General features: G+C 63.9%; 16 protein-coding genes. 13 read left to right on the top strand and 3 right to left on the bottom strand.

The features are described from left to right. Complete coding sequence (locus ACWGTO_RS26655) at positions 1–897, bottom strand: LysR substrate-binding domain-containing protein (protein WP_454577780.1); 897 nt, start codon at positions 895–897, stop codon at positions 1–3. Positions 898–980: 83 nt separating this feature from the next. Between ACWGTO_RS26655 and ACWGTO_RS26650 the strand changes: the two genes are divergently transcribed. Next, the gene (locus ACWGTO_RS26650; protein WP_454577779.1) at positions 981–2,579 is read left to right on the top strand and encodes an amidohydrolase; all 1,599 of its coding nucleotides are present in this window, start codon (positions 981–983) and stop codon (positions 2,577–2,579) included. Positions 2,580–2,600: 21 nt separating this feature from the next. Next, positions 2,601–3,533: a dimethylarginine dimethylaminohydrolase family protein gene (locus ACWGTO_RS26645; RefSeq protein ID WP_454577778.1), complete on the top strand. Its 933-nt coding sequence runs from the start codon at positions 2,601–2,603 to the stop codon at positions 3,531–3,533. A gap of 340 nt (positions 3,534–3,873) precedes the next feature. Here the strand turns inward: ACWGTO_RS26645 and nanR are convergent, their stop codons facing one another. Next, positions 3,874–4,575 carry a transcriptional regulator NanR gene (gene nanR / locus ACWGTO_RS26640; protein WP_454577820.1) on the bottom strand — a complete coding sequence of 234 codons (702 nt, stop codon included), beginning with the start codon at positions 4,573–4,575 and terminating at the stop codon, positions 3,874–3,876. A 222-nt stretch (positions 4,576–4,797) separates the two neighbouring features. Here nanR and ACWGTO_RS26635 point away from each other — a divergent pair, with 222 nt between their 5' ends. From ACWGTO_RS26635 to ACWGTO_RS26615, 5 genes are all read left to right on the top strand, one after another. Continuing rightward, positions 4,798–6,399: an ABC transporter substrate-binding protein gene (locus ACWGTO_RS26635; RefSeq protein WP_454577777.1), complete on the top strand. Its 1,602-nt coding sequence runs from the start codon at positions 4,798–4,800 to the stop codon at positions 6,397–6,399. Positions 6,400–6,488: 89 nt separating this feature from the next. Further along, positions 6,489–7,445, top strand: coding sequence for an ABC transporter permease (locus ACWGTO_RS26630; protein ID WP_454577776.1), 957 nt, complete (start codon positions 6,489–6,491; stop codon positions 7,443–7,445). Continuing rightward, complete coding sequence (opp4C, locus tag ACWGTO_RS26625) at positions 7,438–8,340, top strand: oligopeptide ABC transporter permease (protein ID WP_454577775.1); 903 nt, start codon at positions 7,438–7,440, stop codon at positions 8,338–8,340. Before ACWGTO_RS26630 ends, opp4C begins: the two co-directional genes overlap by 8 nt. 71 nt (positions 8,341–8,411) lie before the next feature. Next, entirely contained in the window at positions 8,412–10,421 is a 2,010-nt protein-coding gene (locus ACWGTO_RS26620) for an ABC transporter ATP-binding protein (RefSeq protein ID WP_454577774.1), read from the top strand. A gap of 131 nt (positions 10,422–10,552) precedes the next feature. After that, the gene (locus tag ACWGTO_RS26615; protein ID WP_454577773.1) at positions 10,553–11,449 is read left to right on the top strand and encodes a dihydrodipicolinate synthase family protein; all 897 of its coding nucleotides are present in this window, start codon (positions 10,553–10,555) and stop codon (positions 11,447–11,449) included. 9 nt (positions 11,450–11,458) lie between these two features. Here ACWGTO_RS26615 and ACWGTO_RS26610 read toward each other — a convergent pair whose 3' ends face one another. Continuing rightward, on the bottom strand, positions 11,459–12,010 hold the full coding sequence (locus tag ACWGTO_RS26610; protein WP_454577772.1) for a cytochrome c: 552 nt from the start codon (positions 12,008–12,010) through the stop codon (positions 11,459–11,461). A gap of 525 nt (positions 12,011–12,535) precedes the next feature. Here ACWGTO_RS26610 and ACWGTO_RS26605 point away from each other — a divergent pair. The 6 genes from ACWGTO_RS26605 (at position 12,536) to ACWGTO_RS26580 (ending at position 19,466) form a co-directional block, all read left to right on the top strand. Further along, positions 12,536–14,062 carry a tlde1 domain-containing protein gene (locus ACWGTO_RS26605; RefSeq protein WP_454577771.1) on the top strand — a complete coding sequence of 509 codons (1,527 nt, stop codon included), beginning with the start codon at positions 12,536–12,538 and terminating at the stop codon, positions 14,060–14,062. A gap of 186 nt (positions 14,063–14,248) precedes the next feature. Further along, positions 14,249–15,034: a ThuA domain-containing protein gene (locus ACWGTO_RS26600; RefSeq protein ID WP_454577770.1), complete on the top strand. Its 786-nt coding sequence runs from the start codon at positions 14,249–14,251 to the stop codon at positions 15,032–15,034. Between the two features lie 102 nt (positions 15,035–15,136). After that, positions 15,137–16,195 carry a Gfo/Idh/MocA family protein gene (locus ACWGTO_RS26595; protein ID WP_454577769.1) on the top strand — a complete coding sequence of 353 codons (1,059 nt, stop codon included), beginning with the start codon at positions 15,137–15,139 and terminating at the stop codon, positions 16,193–16,195. A gap of 70 nt (positions 16,196–16,265) precedes the next feature. Further along, complete coding sequence (locus ACWGTO_RS26590) at positions 16,266–16,736, top strand: GFA family protein (RefSeq protein ID WP_454577768.1); 471 nt, start codon at positions 16,266–16,268, stop codon at positions 16,734–16,736. A gap of 55 nt (positions 16,737–16,791) precedes the next feature. Beyond that, a complete protein-coding gene (locus tag ACWGTO_RS26585) occupies positions 16,792–17,607 on the top strand; it encodes an N-formylglutamate amidohydrolase (protein ID WP_454577767.1) in 816 nt (271 codons plus the stop codon). Continuing rightward, the gene (locus tag ACWGTO_RS26580) at positions 17,604–19,466 is read left to right on the top strand and encodes a flavohemoglobin expression-modulating QEGLA motif protein (protein ID WP_454577766.1); all 1,863 of its coding nucleotides are present in this window, start codon (positions 17,604–17,606) and stop codon (positions 19,464–19,466) included. Before ACWGTO_RS26585 ends, ACWGTO_RS26580 begins: the two co-directional genes overlap by 4 nt. Positions 19,467–19,476: the final 10 nt, after the last annotated feature.

Genomic DNA, 19,476 nt, shown 5'->3' with positions numbered 1-19,476 from the left:
CTAGTACGGGCTGATCCGGTTCTCCGACAGCTTCGACCGCAGCCACCCCGCAAAGGCCTCCAGCACCGGATGGCTTGCCTTGGCATGCTCGGACACCAGGAAATACGAGCGCGGCGAGGGGATCGCGATGTCGAAGGGACGCACCAGACGGCCTTCGCTCAGTGCCCGGCGGCTGGTCAGCTCGTCGCCCATGGCGATGCCCTGGCCGGCGATTGCGGCCGAGAAGACGAGGTTCATGTCGGAAAAGAAAATACCGCCTTCGGTGTCGGGGTTTTCCACCTTGGACAGCGCCAGCCAGCGCGCCCAGTCCTCGGTGTCGCCGAGGTGCAGGAGGTTGGCGCGCAGCACGTCGGCTGGTTTTGAAAAGCCGCCGACCTTGTTGAGCAAGGTCGGGCTGCAGAGCGGCGTGAACGAAATTTCGCATAACAATTCGACTGCCCGGTTCGGCCAGTTGCCGACGCCGAAGGCAATGAAGGCATCAGCGTCCGGATTGCTGACATCGTCGAGGCGCCGTGGCGTCAGGATCGACAGCGCCACATCCGGATACGTCTGTCGAAACTCGCCGATATGGGTACATAAAAACAGCGAGGCGAAGCCCGGCGTGCAGGAGACGGCGAACGAGCCGCCCACGCCGGTGCCAGCCTGGCGTGTCACTGCGTCGCCAAGCACTGTCAACGCTTTGCGCACATCGGCGGCATAACGCTGGCCGCGCGGGGTGAGCGCCACGCCCTTGCCGATGCGCTCGAGCAGGTCGAAGCCGAGGTCGCGTTCGAGCAGCCGCAGCTGATGGCTGACCGCACTGCGGGTAAGGTGCAGTTCATCGGCGGCGCGCCAGACGCTGCCATGGCGGGCGAAACTGTCGAGGGCGCGCAGCGCCTGCGTGGAAGGAATCCGCAAGAGGCCTCAGGTGAACCGAATTTGCACGAGCCGGGAAAACATATCACTTTTTGCAAAGCCGCTTCACTGCTTTCTTGAATGGCATGGAGAAACCGGTGACGACCTCGGCGCAAGCCATCGCGCTTGCCTGTCTCGACGGCATCCAGCCGTCGCTATCGGCCTGGACGCGCACCATTTTCGATTTCGGCGAGACCGCCTGGCGCGAATACCAGTCGGCCGCCTGGTATGTCGCGCGGCTGAAGCATGAGGGGTTCTCCGTCGAGGAAGGCTCGGCCGGCATGCCGACCGCCTTCTGCGCCCATTGGACGAACGGTCCCGGTCCGACCATCGGCATGTACGCCGAATACGACGCCGTGCCAGGCAATTGCCAGGATGCGGCAACGGTGAAGCGGCCGCGCCCCGGTCTTGGCAGCGAGGCCGGCGGCCATACCGATCCGCATTCCGGGCTTGGCATCGCCAGCCTCGGCGGGCTTCTGGCCGCCAAGGCGGCAATGCAGCGCCACGGCATCGAGGGCACGTTGCGCTTCACCGGCGAGCCGGCCGAGAAGGTCAGGGGCTCGAAGCCGATCCATGCGGCTAAAGGCTATTATGACGGCCTTGCCGGCATGATCTCCTTCCACCCCTTCTACATGCTGCCGCTCTGCAACACGGCGCGCTGGGACACGCATTGCGGCGCGGCCTACGCGATGATCTATCGCTTTATCTGCGACGAACCTGAAAGCTGGGTGCGGGCCGGCGACGGCGCGCCGATCCCGCAGGCGCATTCGGCTGTCAGGGCGCCCGGCGCCAACGATGCGCTGATGACGATGTACATGGCTTCCAAGGCGCTGCGCGATTCCATGCTGCCGCACCAGGGCGGCTGGTCGATCAGCGAGGCGATCCTGACTGCAGGGCAGGCGACCGCCGACAATCTGCCGGCGGGCCTGGCCGAGATCCAGTACATGATCCGGGTGCCGACAATTGCCATGGCCGAGCAGGTCACATCAGTGCTCGACCGCAATGCGGCGGCGGCCGCCGCCATCAGCGGCTGCCGCTACGAGCGGCACTGGGTGTCGAAGTCGAGGCCGGGCCTCGCCAATCACGCCATGGCAGGGATTGCCTATGAAGCGCTGTCCACGGTCGGCCCGCCGCACTGGAATGAGGCGGCGAAGACGATCGCCCGTGAGGTGCAGGTCAATGCCGGCGGCACCGCGACCGAAAACCCGTTCATCGACGAAATGGAGCGATTGATGGCGCCGCAAGAGGCCGAGGCGATCCTGCGCCGCGATTTGCCACCGTCGCAGATCAACTCGACCTCCGACGACTACACCGATATGAGCTGGCACGCGCCGACTGCACGCTTCTATGTCGCCCGCCCGGCCTTGCGCTCCGCAAACGCCCACGCCTATCCGTCCTGGGCGATGAATGCGCTGGGCGGCATTGCCGCCACCATCGACCCGATGGTCATTTGCGCGGCGAAGACCGTTGCGCTGGCGGCGCTGCGCCTGCTGGAGGACAAGACCGCACGCGATGCGGCGATGGACGAATTCACCACCCGAACCGGCGGCGGCATCGGCGGCTCTGACTGGATCGCGCCGCTTTGCGACTATGACCCGCCGATCAATTTCCGCTGGCCGGAATATGTCACCACCGCGCGCGGGCGCGACTGGTGGATCCCTTCCGCCGGCACCGATCACCATTGATATCACCACGAGGAGAACCCCATGACCGTCCATGACCGTATCGTCGCCGAACCGTTTTCCTTGCAACGCCGCAATCCCAATGGCGGCACCAAGCCGCTGACATCATGGGGTTTCGCCAACGAGACCGACGTGCTGACCGACGTGCTGCTCGGCTCGCCCAATTTCCTGCGTCATCTCTCGACCAGCTCGCTGTCGCGCAAGCACCTGCGCGAGGCGCCGTGCAACGTCCAGATCGCGCAGGCGCAGCACAAGGACCTGGTCGCGGCATACGAGCATTTTGGCGTCAACATCCACTGGCACGAGCCGACGCCGGAACTGCCGATGCAGGTCTATTCGCGCGACTCCAGCGTCATGACGCCCTATGGCGCCTTCATCACCGCCATGGCCAATTGGTGGCGTCGCGGCGAGAACTATGCCGCCATCCGCACCTACGAAAAACTCGGTATCCCGATCTACGACATGGTCACATCAGGCACCTTCGAGGGTGGCGACTTCAATGTCATCGAGGAGGGCGTGGTGCTGATCGGCTGCGGCGGCGCCCGCACCCAGGAAGAGGGTGCCCGCCAGGTGCAGGCCTGGTTCGACAAGGAAGGCTGGGAAACCCGGCTAGCCTTCATCGACGAATACTACGTCCATATCGACCTGATGGTGGTGCCGATCGCTGAAAAGCTGACCGCGGTCTGCCTCGCCTGCACCGAGCCCGGCATCGTCGACTGGCTGAAGGGCAAGGGCCACGAAATCATCGACGTGCCGTTCCAGGACACGATGGCGCTCGGCTGCAACTTCATGTCGCTCGGCAAGGACAGGGTGATTGCGCCGACCTCGAGCCAGTCGCTGATCGGCCAGCTCAAGGCACGCGGCTTCGAGGTCGCGGCTGTCGACATGAGCGAGATCTCCAAGACCGGTGGCGGCATCCACTGCATGGCGCAGGCGCTGAAGCGCGAGCCGGCGTAAGGGCGGGAATCTTGACCGGTTAGTGCTGTATTTCCCTGCTTATTTGACAAAGCTGGCTCGGCAATGGAAACATGCACCGACATTTCGAGGAGAGAATCTATGAAAAAAGCCTACGAAAAGCCGAGCCTTGCCAAGGCGGGAAAGCTCGGATCGCTGGTCGCCTCGATCTCATCGAAGCCAGCCCCCTGAGCCGCCAGCCGTTGAAGGCTGAAATTCGGTTGTCCTGGCTTTAGTGACAACCGGACCGATTGTTTGACAGCAGCCCGCCGGCTTGGAAAGGCGGGCTTTTTGCTTTGCGCCAGAGCGCTGTCGCGCAAAGCCACCCCGCGGCGTCAGCCTCCTAATCCAGTCTGCCCGAACCTGAATTGAATTTGCGCCGGGCATTTTCCAGATGCGCGCGCATCGCTTGCCCGGCGGCTTCCGGCTCATGGCGCTCGATCGCCTCGAACACCGCCCGGTGGCCGGCGAAACTCTTGCGATTCTCGATCTCGGTGTTGGCCACGTGGATGCGCTGGTTGATCAGCCATTCGACCAGCGCCTCATGCGCGGCAAGGAAGATCGGATTGCCGGGGATAACGGTCAGCACGCGGTGAAATGCTACATCGGTGATGGCGAAGGCCCGCGCCCGAGCGATGGCACGCTCGTTTTCGGCCAGGGCTGCGGCCAGCGCGTCGATCTGTTCGCGTGTCGCCACCTCGGCGGCATGGCGGGCGATCGAGACCTCGAGAAACAGCCGCAATTGCTCGAAATGGCCGATGCCGTCGGGCTGATCCATCAGCAGATGCGCCGTACCCGTCAACTGTTCCAGCATGTTTTTCGGCGTCGGCCGCGTCACCTTCGGCCGCTCGCCGCTGTTGATGCGCACCAGTCCCATCTTCTCCAGCGCAAACAGTGCCTCGCGCACCGAGGGACGGCCTACGTCGAACATCGACATCAGGTCGCGCTCGGACGGCAACGACGCGCCGACCGGATAAACCTCGTCGCGGATCATCGCCTCCAGGCGGAGACGAACTTCATCCGACAATTTTTTTCGAACCGGCATATTGTGCATGGTCTACCTTTTAAGCTATTAGACCAGTCGCCGCAAGCGATGACTTGGTCGTTCGGTTGACGTGGCCGGACCCGCAAGGCGCGATCTCAAAGGTTGGAGGCAGTCGCAACGCGCTGATGGGTCTGGACCCTGTACCGCCCGGAGGAGGGCGCCCCGATATTCGGCCAAGACCGACAAAAGGCCGGCAGGAAGAACACAAGGGAGGAGAATTCCATGAGACGATTGCTGATGAGCCTGGTGCCGGCTCTGGCCATGATGTTTGCCGCCGGCCTCGCCAAGGCCGCGGATGGCGGTACGTTCCGCTCGGCGATGCGCACCGGCTGCATCGAGATGGGCACGCTGCACACGACTTGCGGCCACAGGCTCGACGAGACGGTTCTGCAGGGCCTTGTCCACATCAAATGGACGGGCGACGGCGTGCAGCCCATGCTGGCCGACAGCTGGAAGACACCCGACGGCGGCAAGACTTACATCTTCAACCTGCGCCATGGCGTCAAATGGCATGACGGCACGCCCTTCACAGCCAAGGATGTGGTGTTCAGCCTCAACCTCTACGCCAACCCCAAGGTCGGCTCGCCCTGGGCGCAGAAGCTTGGCGCGGTCGCCGGCTACAAGGCTTTCCAGGATGGCTCGGCCTCCTCGCTTGCCGGAGTGAAAGCACTCGATGACATGACCGTCCAGATCGAGCTCGACAGCGCCAAACCGCTCTGGGTCGAGCTGCAGCTTATCGCCATCAGCATCTTTCCCGAACACATTCTGGGTAAGGTCGCACCCGGCGACATCAAGGGCAACGCCTTTTGGGTCAACCGGGTCGGAACCGGTCCGTTCATCTGGAAGAAATACGAGAGCGACCAGTATGTCGAGGTCGGCCGTAACCCCGACTATTTCCTCGGTGCGCCGAAGCTCGACCGCATCATCTACCAGATCTACAAGGACGTGCCGCCGATCATCGCAGCGCTGGAGACCCAGGAGGTCGACGCCATGTCCTATGAGGGCGGCGGCGTGCCGATCTCCGAACTGCCGCGTCTGCAGAAGCTCGACTATCTGACGGTGCTGCCGAAATTCTCCGCCGGCCTGCCGACCTATTTGCAGTTCAACCTGGAGAACAAGCGCTTCGCCGACGTGCGCGTGCGCCAGGCGATGCTCTACGCCATCGACCGCAAGGCCATCATCGAGACGGTCAAGCAGGGCGCCGGCGAACTCTTGAACACGCTGTTCCCGCAGGACTGGGCGCGCGCCAAGGACCTCGAGCCCTACGACTACAATCCCGACAAGGCCAAGCAGCTGCTGACCGACGCCGGCTGGGACGCCAGCCAGCCGGTCGATTTCATCTACTATTATTCCGACCAGATGAACGTCGACACCGTCACGGCCATCCAGAGCTACCTGGCCGCCGTCGGCGTCAACATCCAGCCGCGCCTGCTCGATCCGGCGGCGATCAACCAGGTCTATGCCGATGGCAGCTTCCAGATGGGCTTCTTCGCCAACGGCATGGGGCTCGATCCCTCGCTCGGCTCGCCGCTGGTGGTCTGCGGCGCCAAGCCGCTCGGCTTTGGCTACTGCAACCCCAAGGTCGACGAACTCTTCAACAAAGGGCTGGAATCGAACGACCGCGCGGTGCGCGCCGTGAGCTACCAGGAGGCCTCGCGCATCCTTAACCAGGAGCTGCCCAAGGCCTGGCTGTGGAACGAGGTGCGGCCGCTCGCCTTCAACAACCGCATCGTCGGCTTGGCCCAGCACTTCAAGCAACAGCCGCTCGTGATCTTCAATCACCCGGTCTACAACGAAGTCGAGAAGTGGGAAGTGGCGAAATAGCCGCCGCGCAAACCCTTGCAGATCGTGGAGCTCCGCCGGAGCCTCACGATCCGATGTCTCAGAGCCGCCTTCAGCCATAGGAGAGGCCGGTGCTCAGCTATCTCCTGCGAAAACTGCTGTTCAGCATTCCTGTGCTGTTCGGCGTCACCGTGATCGTCTTCGCCATCGCGCACGCCATGCCGGGCGACGCGGTGCTGGCGATGATCACGGCCGAGGCGCCCTCCAGCGAGGAATTGATCGCCATGCGGCGCGGCGAACTCGGTCTCGACCAGCCGGTCTATGTCCAGTACCTCAACTGGATCGGCCAGATCCTGCACGGCAATCTTGGCCGCTCCTTCGTCAACGGCCGCAGCGTCGGCGACATCATCGGCGAGCGGCTGCCGATGACGCTGGAGCTGATGGGCGCGGCACTTCTCGTGGCCTTCCTCATCGGCACCACGCTGGGTGTGATCTCGGCGCTGCGGCAATACAAGCCCACCGACTATTCGCTGACACTGGCCGGTTTTGTCGGCGTCTCGATCCCGGATTTCTTCATGGGCCTGCTGCTGGTCTATGTCTTTGCGCTGGAGCTGCGCTGGCTGCCGTCGTCGGGCATCTCGACCGCCGGCGACAGCTTCTCGCTGCTCGACAATCTCAAGCACTTGATCCTGCCGGCGGCAGCCCTTGCCTTGTTCCGTGCCGCCATCTTCATGCGCTATGCCCGCGCCGGCATGCTCGAAGTGCTGAACCAGAGCTATATGCGCACAGCCAAAGCCAAGGGCCTGCGCCCGAGCACGATCACGCTGCGCCATGGCCTGCGCAACGCACTGATCCCGCTGGTCACCGTCTTCGGCCTCGCACTGCCGACTTTGTTCGGCGGCTCGGTAGTGATCGAGACCATTTTCCAGTGGCCGGGCATCGGCCTGATGTTCATCGATTCCGTCGTGAACCGGGATAGCCCTGTGATCATGGGCTATGTCCTGATCACCGCCATTATCGTCATGCTGGCGAACCTTGCGACGGACCTGGCCTACAGCGTGCTCGACCCCAGGGTGAGCTATGACTGACGCCACCGCCGCCGACATGACGATTACTGCCGGCGCCTCGCGCAGCCTGTGGGGCGAGGCGGCGCGCCGCTTCCTGCAGCACCGGCTGGCGACGCTTGGCCTGATCATGCTCGCCATCATCGTGCTTGCCTGTGTGCTGGCGCCTTTGATTGCGCATTACGGGCCGAACGACATCGACCTCAGGGGCCGCAACCAGCCACCTGGCGGCATGCATTGGCTGGGCACCGACGGCACCGGCAGGGATATCTTCGCCCGCATCCTCTATGGCGGCCGCATCTCGCTGACGGTCGGCTTCGTCGCCGTGGCCATCTCGGCGGCGATCGGCATCTTCATCGGCTGCGTCGCCGGCTATTTCGGCGGCAAGGTCGACCTCGTGCTGATGGGCCTCATCGACATGGTGCTGACCTTTCCGCGCCTGGTCATCATCATCGCTTTCGTCGCGGTCGCGGGCCCCAGCATTTTCAACACCATGGTGGTGATCGGGCTGCTCAGCTGGCCGTCCATCGCGCGGCTGACGCGTGGCGAGATTCTGGCGCTGCGCAACCAGGAATTCATTCTCGCCGCGCGCTCACTCGGTACTTCGCCATCGGTCATCATCCTCGAACACATATTGCCCAATGTGCTGAGCCCGATCCTGGTGGCGATCACGCTCGATGTGGCGACCGTCATCCTGCTCGAAGCTTCGCTTTCCTTCCTCGGCCTCGGCGCGCAGGCGCCGGCGGCAAGCTGGGGCAACATGCTGCGCGATGCGCGCACGCTGTCGATCCTGGAAAGCCAGCCGTGGATGTGGATCCCGCCCGGCGCCATGATCGCCATGGCCGTGCTCAGCATCAACTTCGTCGGTGACGGCCTGCGCGACGCGCTCGACCCGCAGCACATCATGGGCGGCAAATGATGCGGCAGGATACATTGTCCAGTGGCCAACTGGCCCATCGTCAGCCTGGTGAACCGCCGGGGCAAGCCCCCGTGCTTTCGGTGCAAGGACTGAGCGTCCAGTTCGGTCCGCAAGGCAGCGCCGTCTACGCCGTCAACGACGTCTCCTTCGAGCTTGCCGAAGGCGAGTCGCTGGCCATTGTCGGTGAGAGCGGTTCAGGAAAATCGGTCACGGTGCAGACGCTGATGGGGCTGATCCGCAAGCCACCCGGCCGCGTCACCGCCGGCCGGGCGCTGTTTCGCGGCCGCGATCTCCTCGCCATGCCCGACAGCGAACTGCGCCAGATTCGCGGCCGCGACATCGCCATGATCTTCCAGGATCCGATGTCGTCGCTGAACCCGGTGCTGACCATCGGCCTGCAATTGACCGAGGCGCTGCGCGAGCACCAGTACCTGAGCGAAGCCGAGGCGGAACGGCAGGCGCTCGACATGCTGGAATTGGTTGGCATCGCCAACGGGCCACAGCGCATGCGCGCCTTTCCGCACCAGTTCTCGGGTGGCCAGCTGCAGCGCATCGGCATCGCCATGGCACTGGTCTGCAAGCCCTCGATCCTGATCGCCGATGAGCCGACCACGGCGCTCGACGTCACCATCCAGGCGCAGATCGTCGAGCTGGTCAGCCGCCTGCAAAAACAGCTCGGCATGGCCATCATCTGGATCAGCCATGACCTCAGCCTGGTCGCCGGCTTCGTCGACCGCGTTGCGGTGATGTATGCCGGCTCGATCGTCGAATGTGCGCCGGTCGATGCGCTGTTTTCGGCAACGACGCATCCCTATACGATCGGCCTGTTGAATTCGATCCCGTCGCTGACGGCTGATAACACCAGGCTGGTGCCGATCAAGGGCGCGCCGCCCAATGTGACGCTGCCGCCGACCTTCTGCGCCTTCGCGCCGCGCTGCGATTATGCCGAGGCACGCTGCCGCGAGCAAAAGCCGCCGCTGGAAACGGCAAACGCTGGCCACACCACCGCCTGCTGGCGCTGGCGGGAGGTCGATCATTTACTGCGCTCGCTGGTGGCTGCATCGCCGGTGAAGCCGGCTGCCGCGGCTGGGCAGCAGGCGCTGCTCGCCGTCACCGATCTCAAGGTGCATTTCCCGATCCGGCGTGGCGTTTTGCGGCGGCAGGTCGGTGCGGTGCATGCCGTCGACGGCGTCAGCTTCGAGGTGCTGCGCGGCGAAACACTGGCGCTGGTCGGCGAAAGCGGCTGCGGCAAGTCGACGACCGGTCGCGCCGTGCTCGGTCTCGAGCGGCCAAGCAGCGGCCGCATCGTGTTCGAGGGCAGGGACTATGCCGACGCAACCGGCGAAGAGCTGAAGCAGCGCCGCCGTGACATGCAGATGGTGTTCCAGAACCCGTTCGGCTCGCTCAATCCGCGCATGACCGTCGGCCGCATCATCGGGGAGGGCCTGCGTGCGCAGAAGATCGGCACCCGCGCCACGCGCGATATCAGGGTCAGCGAGTTGCTGGCGCTGGTCGGCTTGAGGGAAGCGCTGCGCAACCGCTACCCCTTCGAGCTCTCCGGCGGCCAGCGCCAGCGCGTCGGCATTGCCCGCGCGCTGGCCGCCAATCCGAAATTCATCATCGCCGACGAGCCGATCTCGGCGCTCGATGTCTCGATCCAGGCGCAGATCGTCAACCTGCTCGACGACCTCAAGTCGCGCCTCGGCCTGACCTATCTGTTTGTTGGCCACGATCTGTCGATGATCCGCTATCTCAGCGATCGTGTCGCGGTGATGTATCTTGGCCGCATCGTCGAGATCGGTACCACGGCGGCGGTGTTCGGCAGCCCGCTGCACCCCTATACGCGCGCGCTGCTGTCGGCCATCCCTGTGCCCGATCCGAAGGCCGGCGGCACGCGCCGGCGCATCGTGCTCGGCGGTGGCGTGCCCGATCCGTCGAAGCCGCCGTCCGGCTGTCATTTCCATCCGCGCTGCCCGAAGGCGACCGACATCTGCAGCAGGGTGGATCCGCAGCCGCGCGATTTCGGATCGATCGCTTCGGGCCGGCACCTCGTCGCCTGCCACCATGCCGGCGAGGCGTAGTCAATGCGCCCGAGCAAAAGCCGGCTGTCGAAAAAGATCATGCCGAAACAACGCCATGGAGCCGGAACCGGAATCAGTGGTTCAGGCGCCGATTTCCCCGAGACAATCCCGACAACACCGAGGACCCTGCAATGACCAGAGAATTGGCGGGCATGTACGCCGCCTTGATGACCGGCCTCAGCGACGCCGGCGAGTTCGACCCCGAGCGCCAGCGCAACATCAATGATTACGTGCTGCGCCAGGGGCTGGCCGGCCTCTATGTCGGCGGCAGCAGTGGCGAGTCCGGCCTGCTGACGGTGGACGAATTGTTGGCCCAGCAGGAGGAGGTTTTCGCCGGCGCGGCAGGGTTGGCCATCAATCTGATCGCCCATGTCGGCATGCCGAACCTGCGTGACTCCATCCGCCTGGCGCGGCACGCGAAGAAGCTTGGCTACCACGCGCTGTCGGCGCTGCCGCCGCATTCCTATCCTTTCTCGGATGAGGAGGTATTCGGCTATTACCAGGCACTGGCGGCGGCGACCGACCTGCCGCTGATCGTCTACGAAATCCCCTTGCGCACCGGCCGTCCCTTGCCGCTTGCCTTGCTGGTCAGGCTGCTCGATCTCGGCAATGTCGTCGGCATCAAATACACCTCCACCGACCTGTTCAAATATTCGCTGCTGCGCAAGCGGCAGCCGCAAAAGCTGTTCTTCTACGGTTTTGATGAGATCTACGCCGCCGCCGGCATGCTCGGTACCGAGGGCGGCATCGGCACGACCTACAATCTGCTCGGACGGCTCTATGTGGCGATCGACCAGGCGGTCCGTGCCGGCGAACCGGCACGGGTGAAAACCCTGCAGATGGTGTCGCAGGATTTCGTCGAAGCGCTGCTCGAAACCGGCGTGCTGCCGGGTATGAAGGCGGCCTTCCGGGTCATTGGCGTCGATTGCGGCCCAACCCGCGCACCCATGGCGCCAGCCGTCAAGGACGCCGAAGACCGGATGCGCGCCGTCCTCGCCCGCCCGGCGATCAAGGAATGGCTGGCGTGATCGGCAGCCTTACTCGGTCCTCTGCCGGAACTTCGAATGGCAGCTCGAGCAATCCTGCAGGATGAGATGCAGGAGATGCTCGGCCGGCAGTTTGGCGGGGTCGACCTCCACTGCGCCCGGCCGTTTGCCGAGCAGGCTGCCGCCGCCCATTGCCAGACCGGCACCCATGCGCATTTCGTCCGTGATGACTGCCGGCGCGTGCTCGGCCTTGGCGGCGAGAGCCTCGGTCAGCATCCCGATGTGATTTGCCAGCGCCTCGAATTCCGCACGCGCTGGAGCGATCTCCAGCCTGGCCTGCGAAGGTGGCCCCAGCGATGCGCTCGGAAACTCGCCGATCAGGACAGGGCCGGTGCGTGCGCGAAGGGTGTCCGCCGCCGCCTTGAAGGCCGCGGCGTCATAGGCTTGCCGGCCGTCGAACATGCCGGCGATGGTTTTCGCCGCCACCGCCATGTCCTTCATCGACGCCTGGCGTGCCGCAACGATTGGTCCGTCGCCGGCAGAGGCGGCCACCGCGACGGCGCATACCAGCGACAGCAACGCCACTCCCAGGGTCCATCTCATGGCGCCACGCCCATGCCGGCCCATCCGTCGCCAAGCGCAGCGGGACTTCGCCGGAAGGTTGAATTCTTCGGTCGCGATGCCGCTGCTCATCGGTCGATGTCTACCATTGAAGGTGTCCATTTTTACTGCGCATAGACCTTCCATCTGCTGGAAGGTCAACCGCCCGAAACGGCCGATCACCGGGCGATCATCCTGACCTTGCAGAAAACTGACGTAGCGTTTTCTTGACTTGGATCACAAAAACGGGCAGCAAGGCGGGTGAGGGAGAGCATTTTTACCGTGGCGTAGACCATGGAGGGGCTCTTTTTTCGTATCGGGCACCGCACAATCGGTGGCTGATGGAGGGATTGGTTAACCAACTTTGTCCATCTTTTGATTCAATCGGCAACAGACGCGAAAGGTGCAGGGGGCACCAGCGAACTGTGGATGTCACGGATGCGAGGGTCGCAAGCCTGCATGCCGATTGAGAGTGGTTGTATGGCGTTTTTGCGTTTGAAAGACCGGGGCGACAATCCTGAACGGGATTTGACTTCGAAGAGATCCGGCAAGCGCTGGGTGGTGGTGCCGGCTGTCGGCGCGGCCCTTGCGCTGTGGTCGGTGGCGACCATGGCCGGCCTCTATTCGCTGGGAACCTCGCTCACCGCCGCTTCCAATACCTTGCCGCAAAGCCTGCTTCTGCCGCGCACGATCACGCTTGCCGATTCACGCCGCAACCTTGCCAATTCGTGGGCGCCGCGGCTTTCGGCGCAAAAATTTCAGGCCTCGCTGCTCAGCCAATGCGACGCCGGCTGCGCGCATACCGCCGCGAGCTTCGCGCATGACGGCAAGATGGCACGGTTGAAGCCGGCCACGCCTGCTGTGGCCAGTGTCGCCATCGCGCCAAACACCAGCGTCGCACTCGCCACTTCGCGCGGCATGCGCTTCGTGGTGGCCAAGGCAAAGCTGTCGCCGCAGAAGCTGGCTGCCGCCTTCGCCAAGGCCTCGAACGCGCCCTTCATGCTTGCCAGCCTTCCAGCCGCTGCCCGTTTCGCCGAAGTCCGCATGCCCGACCAGCATGGGCCGGCCTCGGAGCGCTTTGGGCCGGAAGTGGCTGAAATCGAACGCTCGTCCCGCCTGGCGTTGGCGCTGGCCAACACCTTGCCGGATCAGGGCGCTGACATGCTGGCGCCGCCGCCGGCCGTCGCGGCAATCGTCGGAACGCAAGATCCTGAGCAGGCCGAGGTTCAGGTCGCCTCGCTGCCGCCGCAGGACGATCTGCCGGACAACATTGCACTGCCGGGTCGGCGTCCGCGCGCCGAAACCGCTCAGCCTGCCGAGGCGCCCCAGGCAAGCAAGCCGCAGGCAAGCAAACTCCAGGACAGCAAACCCAAGGCAGCCAAGCCACAGGCCGACCGGGCGGCTGAGACTGCCGCACCCCAGTCGCCGGCCATTGCATCGCCGCGCTCGCCGCGGAGTTCTTCTGAAGTCGCAGCATTGCCGGGCGTGCCAGGCAGCGAGACCATTCGCACCAGGTCCGGCAAGCGGATAAAGGCGCCGGCTGGCGAGATGCTGGCCTATGCCAAGCCTGACGCGCCCGCCGGCGGTGTGGGCAGGGCCTTCAAGGACCTGTTCGCGACCCCCAACATGGGCAACGGCGTCGCCATCTACGATATCTCGGCCAAGACCGTCTATCTGCCGGACGGCTCGCGGCTCGAGGCGCATTCGGGAATTGGCTCGATGGCCGACCAGCCGCGCTACGCCAACCGCAAGAATGTCGGCCCGACACCGCCCGGCACCTATGACTTGAAGCTGCGCGAAACGCGCTTCCACGGCGTCGAGGCGATACGTCTCACCCCAACCAGCGGCGGCAACAACCAATATGGCCGCGACGGCCTGCTCGCCCACTCCTACCTGTTGCGCGGCGGCCGGGCGGAATCCCATGGCTGCGTGGCCTTCAAGGACTATGCGCGTTTCCTAGCCGCCTACAAGAAGGGCAAGATCAAGCGTCTCGTCGTGGTGCCGCGCATGTCGAAAACGCTGAAGCAAGTCGCCTCGAATGGCAGCCGCGCCTGAATCATTTTAACAGGATGAGCCTCTATCATCTTGTTTAAAATAGTATTTTCCGCACGTCGGGACCATGATCTCGACGCGTCGCATGCCCTCAATTTGTCAGCATTCGGCATTGAAAGCGTTTTCAATTCCGGCTGAGGATATTATGAGTGGATCGCGGCGGCTCCAGCTTCAACACACGAGGTATCAATGACAATACGCGCTGTCGTCTGGGGCGAGAATATCCATGAGCGGACTAATGAGGTGGTCGCCGCCCTCTACCCCGAGGGCATGCATGCGACCATCGCCAAGGCGCTGAACACTGACAAGGCGATCTCCGCCTCGACCGCCACGCTCGAACAGCCCGAGCATGGCCTGCCGGCCGATCGTCTGGCCGAGACCGACGTGCTGGTCTGGTGGGGCCACAAGGATCATGGCGCCGTTGCCGACGAGGTCGTCGAGCGCGTAGCCCGCCGCGTCTTTGAAGGCATGGGGCTGATCGTTCTGCATTCGGGCCATTTCTCCAAAATCTTCAAGCGGCTGATGGGCACGCCCTGCACGCTGAAATGGCGCGAGGCAGGCGAGCGCGAGCGGCTCTGGGTGACCAGCCCCAGCCACCCCATCGCCGAAGGCGTGGGAGAATATTTCGAGCTCGAGAACGAAGAAATGTATGGCGAGCAGTTTGCCGTGCCGGAGCCGCTGGAGACCGTTTTCATCTCCTGGTTCCAGGGCGGCGAGGTGTTCCGCTCCGGGCTGACCTATCGGCGCGGCGCCGGCAACGTCTTCTACTTCCGCCCGGGCCACGAGACCTATCCGACCTATCACGACGCCACTGTGCACAAGGTGCTGCGCAACGCGGTGAAGTGGGCGCACAACCCGCAAGGTACGAAGTCGGCGATCCTCGATGCGCCGAATGTGCCGGTCGACAAGGCGCTGGAACCGATCGTCGAGCGCGGCGGCAAGCTGCACGCCTCGGGCGAGGCGGGTTTCCGCTAAACAAACCCATGAAAAAGGCGAAGCGGCTTTCCGCATGGATTTGCTTAGCCCGCATCCGCCCCATATGATTGAATCGAACCAATTTCTCTCGGAGTGTAGAAAATGCGGCTTTTGATACTGGGTACCGGCTGGATGGCGCAGGAGCATGCCCGCCGCTTTGGCGCCATCGACGGCGTCGAGATCGTCGGCGCTGTCGACGTCGATGAAAAGCGCGTCGGTGAATTCGCCGACGGCTTCAAGATCCCGAAACGCTTCACATCGCTGGAGGCAGCGCTCAACTGGGACGGCTTCGATGCGGTGGCCAACGTCACGCCGGACCGCATTCACCACCCGACCACCATGGCTCTGATCGCCGCCGGTAAGCCGGTGCTGTGCGAAAAGCCGCTGGCCGAAAACTTCGGCAAGGCCAGCGAGATGGCTGACGCCGCCGAAGCCGCCGGCATCGTCAACATGGTCAACCTCACCTATCGCAACGTCGCTCCCCTGCAGAAGGCGCGGCAGATGGTGGTGGCCGGCGAAATCGGCACCGTGCGCCATGTCGAGGCGTCCTATCTGCAGAGCTGGCTGGTGTCGAAATTCTGGGGCGACTGGCGCACCGATCCGAAATGGCTGTGGCGGCTGTCGCGCGGCCACGGTTCCAATGGCGTGCTCGGCGATGTCGGCATCCATATCCTCGATTTCGCCAGCTATGGCGCGGCCCTTGACATCGACCATGTGTTCTGCCGGCTGCGCGCCTTCGACAAGGCGCCGGGCAACCGCATCGGCGAATACGACCTCGACGCCAATGACAGTTTCGCCATGACGATGGATTTTTCCAACGGCGCCTTCGGCGTGGTGCATGCCAGCCGCTGGGCGACCGGCCACATGAACGAATTGCGCCTGCGCATCTATGGCGACAAGGGCGGCATCGAGGTCGTGCACAATCTTGAGGGCTCGGAGCTGAAGGCGTGCATCGGCGACGACATCGAAACCGCCAAATGGCAGGTGATCGACGCCGGCACGGTGCCGACCAACTACCAGCGCTTCGTCGATGCCGTCAGGAGCGGCGTGCAGGCCGAACCATCATTCCACCATGCAGCCGAACTGCAAAGGGTGCTGGATCTGGCTGTCGTGTCGGACGAGAAGCGTACGGAGTTGAGGGCCAGCGCCGACACGCAGTAACGTGTCTCAGCAGCATGATCCCGAACCGAAGGTCAGCGAAGCAAAAAGCGGAATCCGGTTTTCGGAGATCATGCTCAAGAAGAAGATAGAGCCCCATCCCGATTCCATCGGGATGGAACAGGCTCGGGAGGAGCAACCCATGATCACGCGCCGCGCGCAATGTCTCTGCGGCCAGCTGTCGGCAATCTGTTCGGGCGAGCCGGCGCGCATCTCGGTCTGCCATTGCCTGGACTGCAAGCGCCGCACCGGCAGCGCCTTCAGCTATAACGTCCGGTTTGTGGAAGGCGATGTATCGATCGAGGGACGCGCGAAGCAGTTCACACGCATCGGCGATGAGGGCGGCCGCGTCGTCTATAATTTTTGCCCGGAGTGCGGCGCCGCCGTTCACTACCGCATCGACACGCAGCCCGGTGTTATCGCCATCCCCGTCGGCGCCTTCGCCGACCGATCGTTCCCGCCGCCCTTCCAGTCCTTCTATCACGACAGCCGGCGCTGCGACTGGGTCGAGATCAACGCAGAACCGCTGGCGACGTTTGATTGAAGACCCGCTTGTTCGATGAAGCGGAACCGTCCGCACGCTCCGCGCATTTCGAAGCATGGACAAGACGATTTCCAACACCGACATGGGTGGATCGGGCTGGACGATCAAGCTCGGAGACAGTCCTGTCATCGGTACAGCCATCCACAGCGGCACCGACGTTGGCAGCGCTTCTCGATCGCTCATGTCTCTTTCCGATCCAGACCGGCTTCGGGAAGAGGACCCGTTCACCGAGCGCTTCATCGCCGATTTTCCGACCCAGATCATCGTCCATCGATCGCGCTTCCATGTCGATCTGAACCGCGCGCGCGACGCTGCGATCTACCTGTCCCCGGACCAGTCCTGGGGGCTCAAAGTGTGGCGCGAGCCGCCGGCCGAGGCCATCGTGCAGGAGTCTCTCGCCTTTCACGACGCTTTCTACAGCGAGCTGAAGCGTGTCCTCATCGATATCGAGAAGCGCTACGGCCGGTTCGTTCTCATCGACGTCCACAGCTACAATCACCGCCGCGATGGGCCACAGGCTGTGCCGACGTCTCGCGACCTCGCGCCGGATATCAACATCGGCACGTCTTCCATGGACCGAGAGCGATGGGCGCCCATCGTCGACGCGTTCATCGAGACGCTTCGTGGCCACCTTCTCAACGGCGAGCCGATCGATGTGCGCGAGAACGTGTCCTTCCAGGGCAGGGGCGAACAGACGCGTTTCGTCCACACCAATTTTCCAGAGACCGGCTGTGCCATCGCGGTGGAGTTCAAGAAGATTTTCATGGACGAATGGAGCGGCGAACCCGACTGGGCAGCAATCGACCAACTGCGCGCCGCCCTTGCGTCGACGATGCCCGTTCTGGTCGAGGCGCTGCGGGCCATGCGATGAAGCCCAAGCTTGTCGAGCCCACCTCTCCACTGGTGCAAATCGAAGCGGACCTTGACGCGCTTTTCCGCGACGGCAAGCCGATCCGCCGCGAATTCGGCAACGGCAGCCGATTGCACATCGATCGGCCGCTGCCCTTTCTGTGTGTCCATGTCGGGTCGCATCAGGATGCGGCATTCCATGCCGTCTCCGCCAACGCCTCCTATCTGGTCGCCGCCGACATCGAGCTCGCCGGCGAGGTCGCGCGGCTGGTGGCGCGAAGGATACGCGATCACTGCGGCGCATTCCTCTTGCTGGACGTCGGCGAGTTGGCCGAAGACCGGTTCCTGACCGACGATGTTCCGTTCCTGCCGCCTTTCGAGATTGCGCTGGCCTGCGGCAACACCGCGGCGGAGAAGGCGGCACGCAAGCGCTTCGCTGATGCTGCATCCGCGCGCGAAGCCAGATATCGCACGCCCCGCGTCGACGAGCTCAGTCCCACCACACGTGCCGAAGCACGGCTCTGGGATGATCCCGGTGGTGTGGCGTGCCTGACGGTGCGCTTCGCACCAATCTACAGGGTGCCCGGCACCAAGCGCATCTACCCCGAACTCCACGACCTCGTGGTCGCCAACATGGTCGATTCCGCGCTGCAGGCCGTCAGCGCCTTCCTGAAGGCATCGAGCCTGGAACAACCGGCGACCCATCGTTCCCTGGGTCGCCGCGCCTACATCGACGCTGTCGTGCGGGCTGACCGCGCGCTAGACAATGTCGCGTCGACGTTCGATTTTCTGCTTGCGGTCACACCGATCAATGCCGAACCCGCCTGGCGGGAATTCCAGGCCGGCGCATTCGAGAGTGTGCCAACACTGCTTTACCGGCCGCTCGAGCTTGAGGTCGCCGACCAGAAGCGGAAGCTCTATTCGATCTCGCTCGACCATCTGGAAGATACACTCCTGACCAGGCTGCTCTCCGAAAAGCAGCAGGAGCTCGATCTCCAGTTGTCGATGCTGGCGGCACGCGAAACGCCCCGCTTCATCGAGCTCGGACGAGCCCTCTATGGCAGCGTCGAGCCGAGCCTGGCGGCGAGGGCACGCGCCATTCTCGAACGGCTGCCGCGGCCTGCCTCGGTCGCCCGTCAGAAGGGAATGGACGCCGCCGCCATTGCCACTGCCGCGCGAGACATGATCGCCGGATACCGCGCCGCCTATTCCGATTTCGATGCTTCCGTCGAGATCCGCGGCGACTTGCCGGCCGGCCTTCTGGTCTCGCGAAACCGGTTGCTGGTGTCGCGCGATACCAACCTTCCACCGGAGCGTCTGGCGGCGCTGCTCAGCCACGAGATCGGTGTTCATCTGCTGACCTATTTCAATGGTGCCGCGCAGGGGCTCGCCATCTTCTGTAGCGGGCTCGCCGGCTATGAAGGCATGCAGGAGGGACTGGCCGTGCTGGCGGAGTATCTGGTCGGCGGCATGACCGCGGCGCGTTTGCGGCTGATCGCGGCGAGAGTGATCGCCTGTCAGGCGATGCTCGGCGGCGCAACGTTTGAGGAAGCCTTCTACATTCTGCGTGGGGATCTCGATGAGCGCGAGGCCTTCAACGTCGTTCTGCGCGTCTATCGCGGCGGCGGCCTTGCAAAAGACGCCATCTATCTGCGCGGCCTGTTGCAGATTCTCGATCACTTGAGGAATGGCGGCAGCCTCACGCCGTTCTGGATGGGCAAGATTTCCGCCGCGCATTTCGGCGCGATCCAGGAACTCAACGCGCGCGGCCTGCTGCGGGCGCCGCGCCTCGAACCTGCGTTCCTCTCTTCCGACGCAGCCCGTCCGCGCCTCAGGAAAGCGATGGCGGGAATCAATCCGATCGATATGGTTGCAACCTGAGGGGGTCTAA

The organism is Mesorhizobium sp. PL10 (assembly GCF_053714315.1).
This window is presented reverse-complemented; position numbering and strand designations above follow the sequence as displayed.

What these genes read in the sequence shown, in the direction of transcription:
- ACWGTO_RS26650 (WP_454577779.1), top strand. Translation starts at nt 981, where the DNA reads ATGGAGAAACCGGTGACGACCTCGGCGCAAGCCATCGCGCTTGCCTGT.
- ACWGTO_RS26645 (WP_454577778.1), top strand. Translation starts at nt 2,601, where the DNA reads ATGACCGTCCATGACCGTATCGTCGCCGAACCGTTTTCCTTGCAACGC.
- nanR (WP_454577820.1), bottom strand. Translation starts at nt 4,575, where the DNA reads ATGCCGGTTCGAAAAAAATTGTCGGATGAAGTTCGTCTCCGCCTGGAG.
- ACWGTO_RS26635 (WP_454577777.1), top strand. Translation starts at nt 4,798, where the DNA reads ATGAGACGATTGCTGATGAGCCTGGTGCCGGCTCTGGCCATGATGTTT.
- opp4C (WP_454577775.1), top strand. Translation starts at nt 7,438, where the DNA reads ATGACTGACGCCACCGCCGCCGACATGACGATTACTGCCGGCGCCTCG.
- ACWGTO_RS26615 (WP_454577773.1), top strand. Translation starts at nt 10,553, where the DNA reads ATGACCAGAGAATTGGCGGGCATGTACGCCGCCTTGATGACCGGCCTC.
- ACWGTO_RS26610 (WP_454577772.1), bottom strand. Translation starts at nt 12,010, where the DNA reads ATGAGATGGACCCTGGGAGTGGCGTTGCTGTCGCTGGTATGCGCCGTC.
- ACWGTO_RS26600 (WP_454577770.1), top strand. Translation starts at nt 14,249, where the DNA reads ATGACAATACGCGCTGTCGTCTGGGGCGAGAATATCCATGAGCGGACT.
- ACWGTO_RS26595 (WP_454577769.1), top strand. Translation starts at nt 15,137, where the DNA reads ATGCGGCTTTTGATACTGGGTACCGGCTGGATGGCGCAGGAGCATGCC.
- ACWGTO_RS26590 (WP_454577768.1), top strand. Translation starts at nt 16,266, where the DNA reads ATGCTCAAGAAGAAGATAGAGCCCCATCCCGATTCCATCGGGATGGAA.
- ACWGTO_RS26585 (WP_454577767.1), top strand. Translation starts at nt 16,792, where the DNA reads ATGGACAAGACGATTTCCAACACCGACATGGGTGGATCGGGCTGGACG.
- ACWGTO_RS26580 (WP_454577766.1), top strand. Translation starts at nt 17,604, where the DNA reads ATGAAGCCCAAGCTTGTCGAGCCCACCTCTCCACTGGTGCAAATCGAA.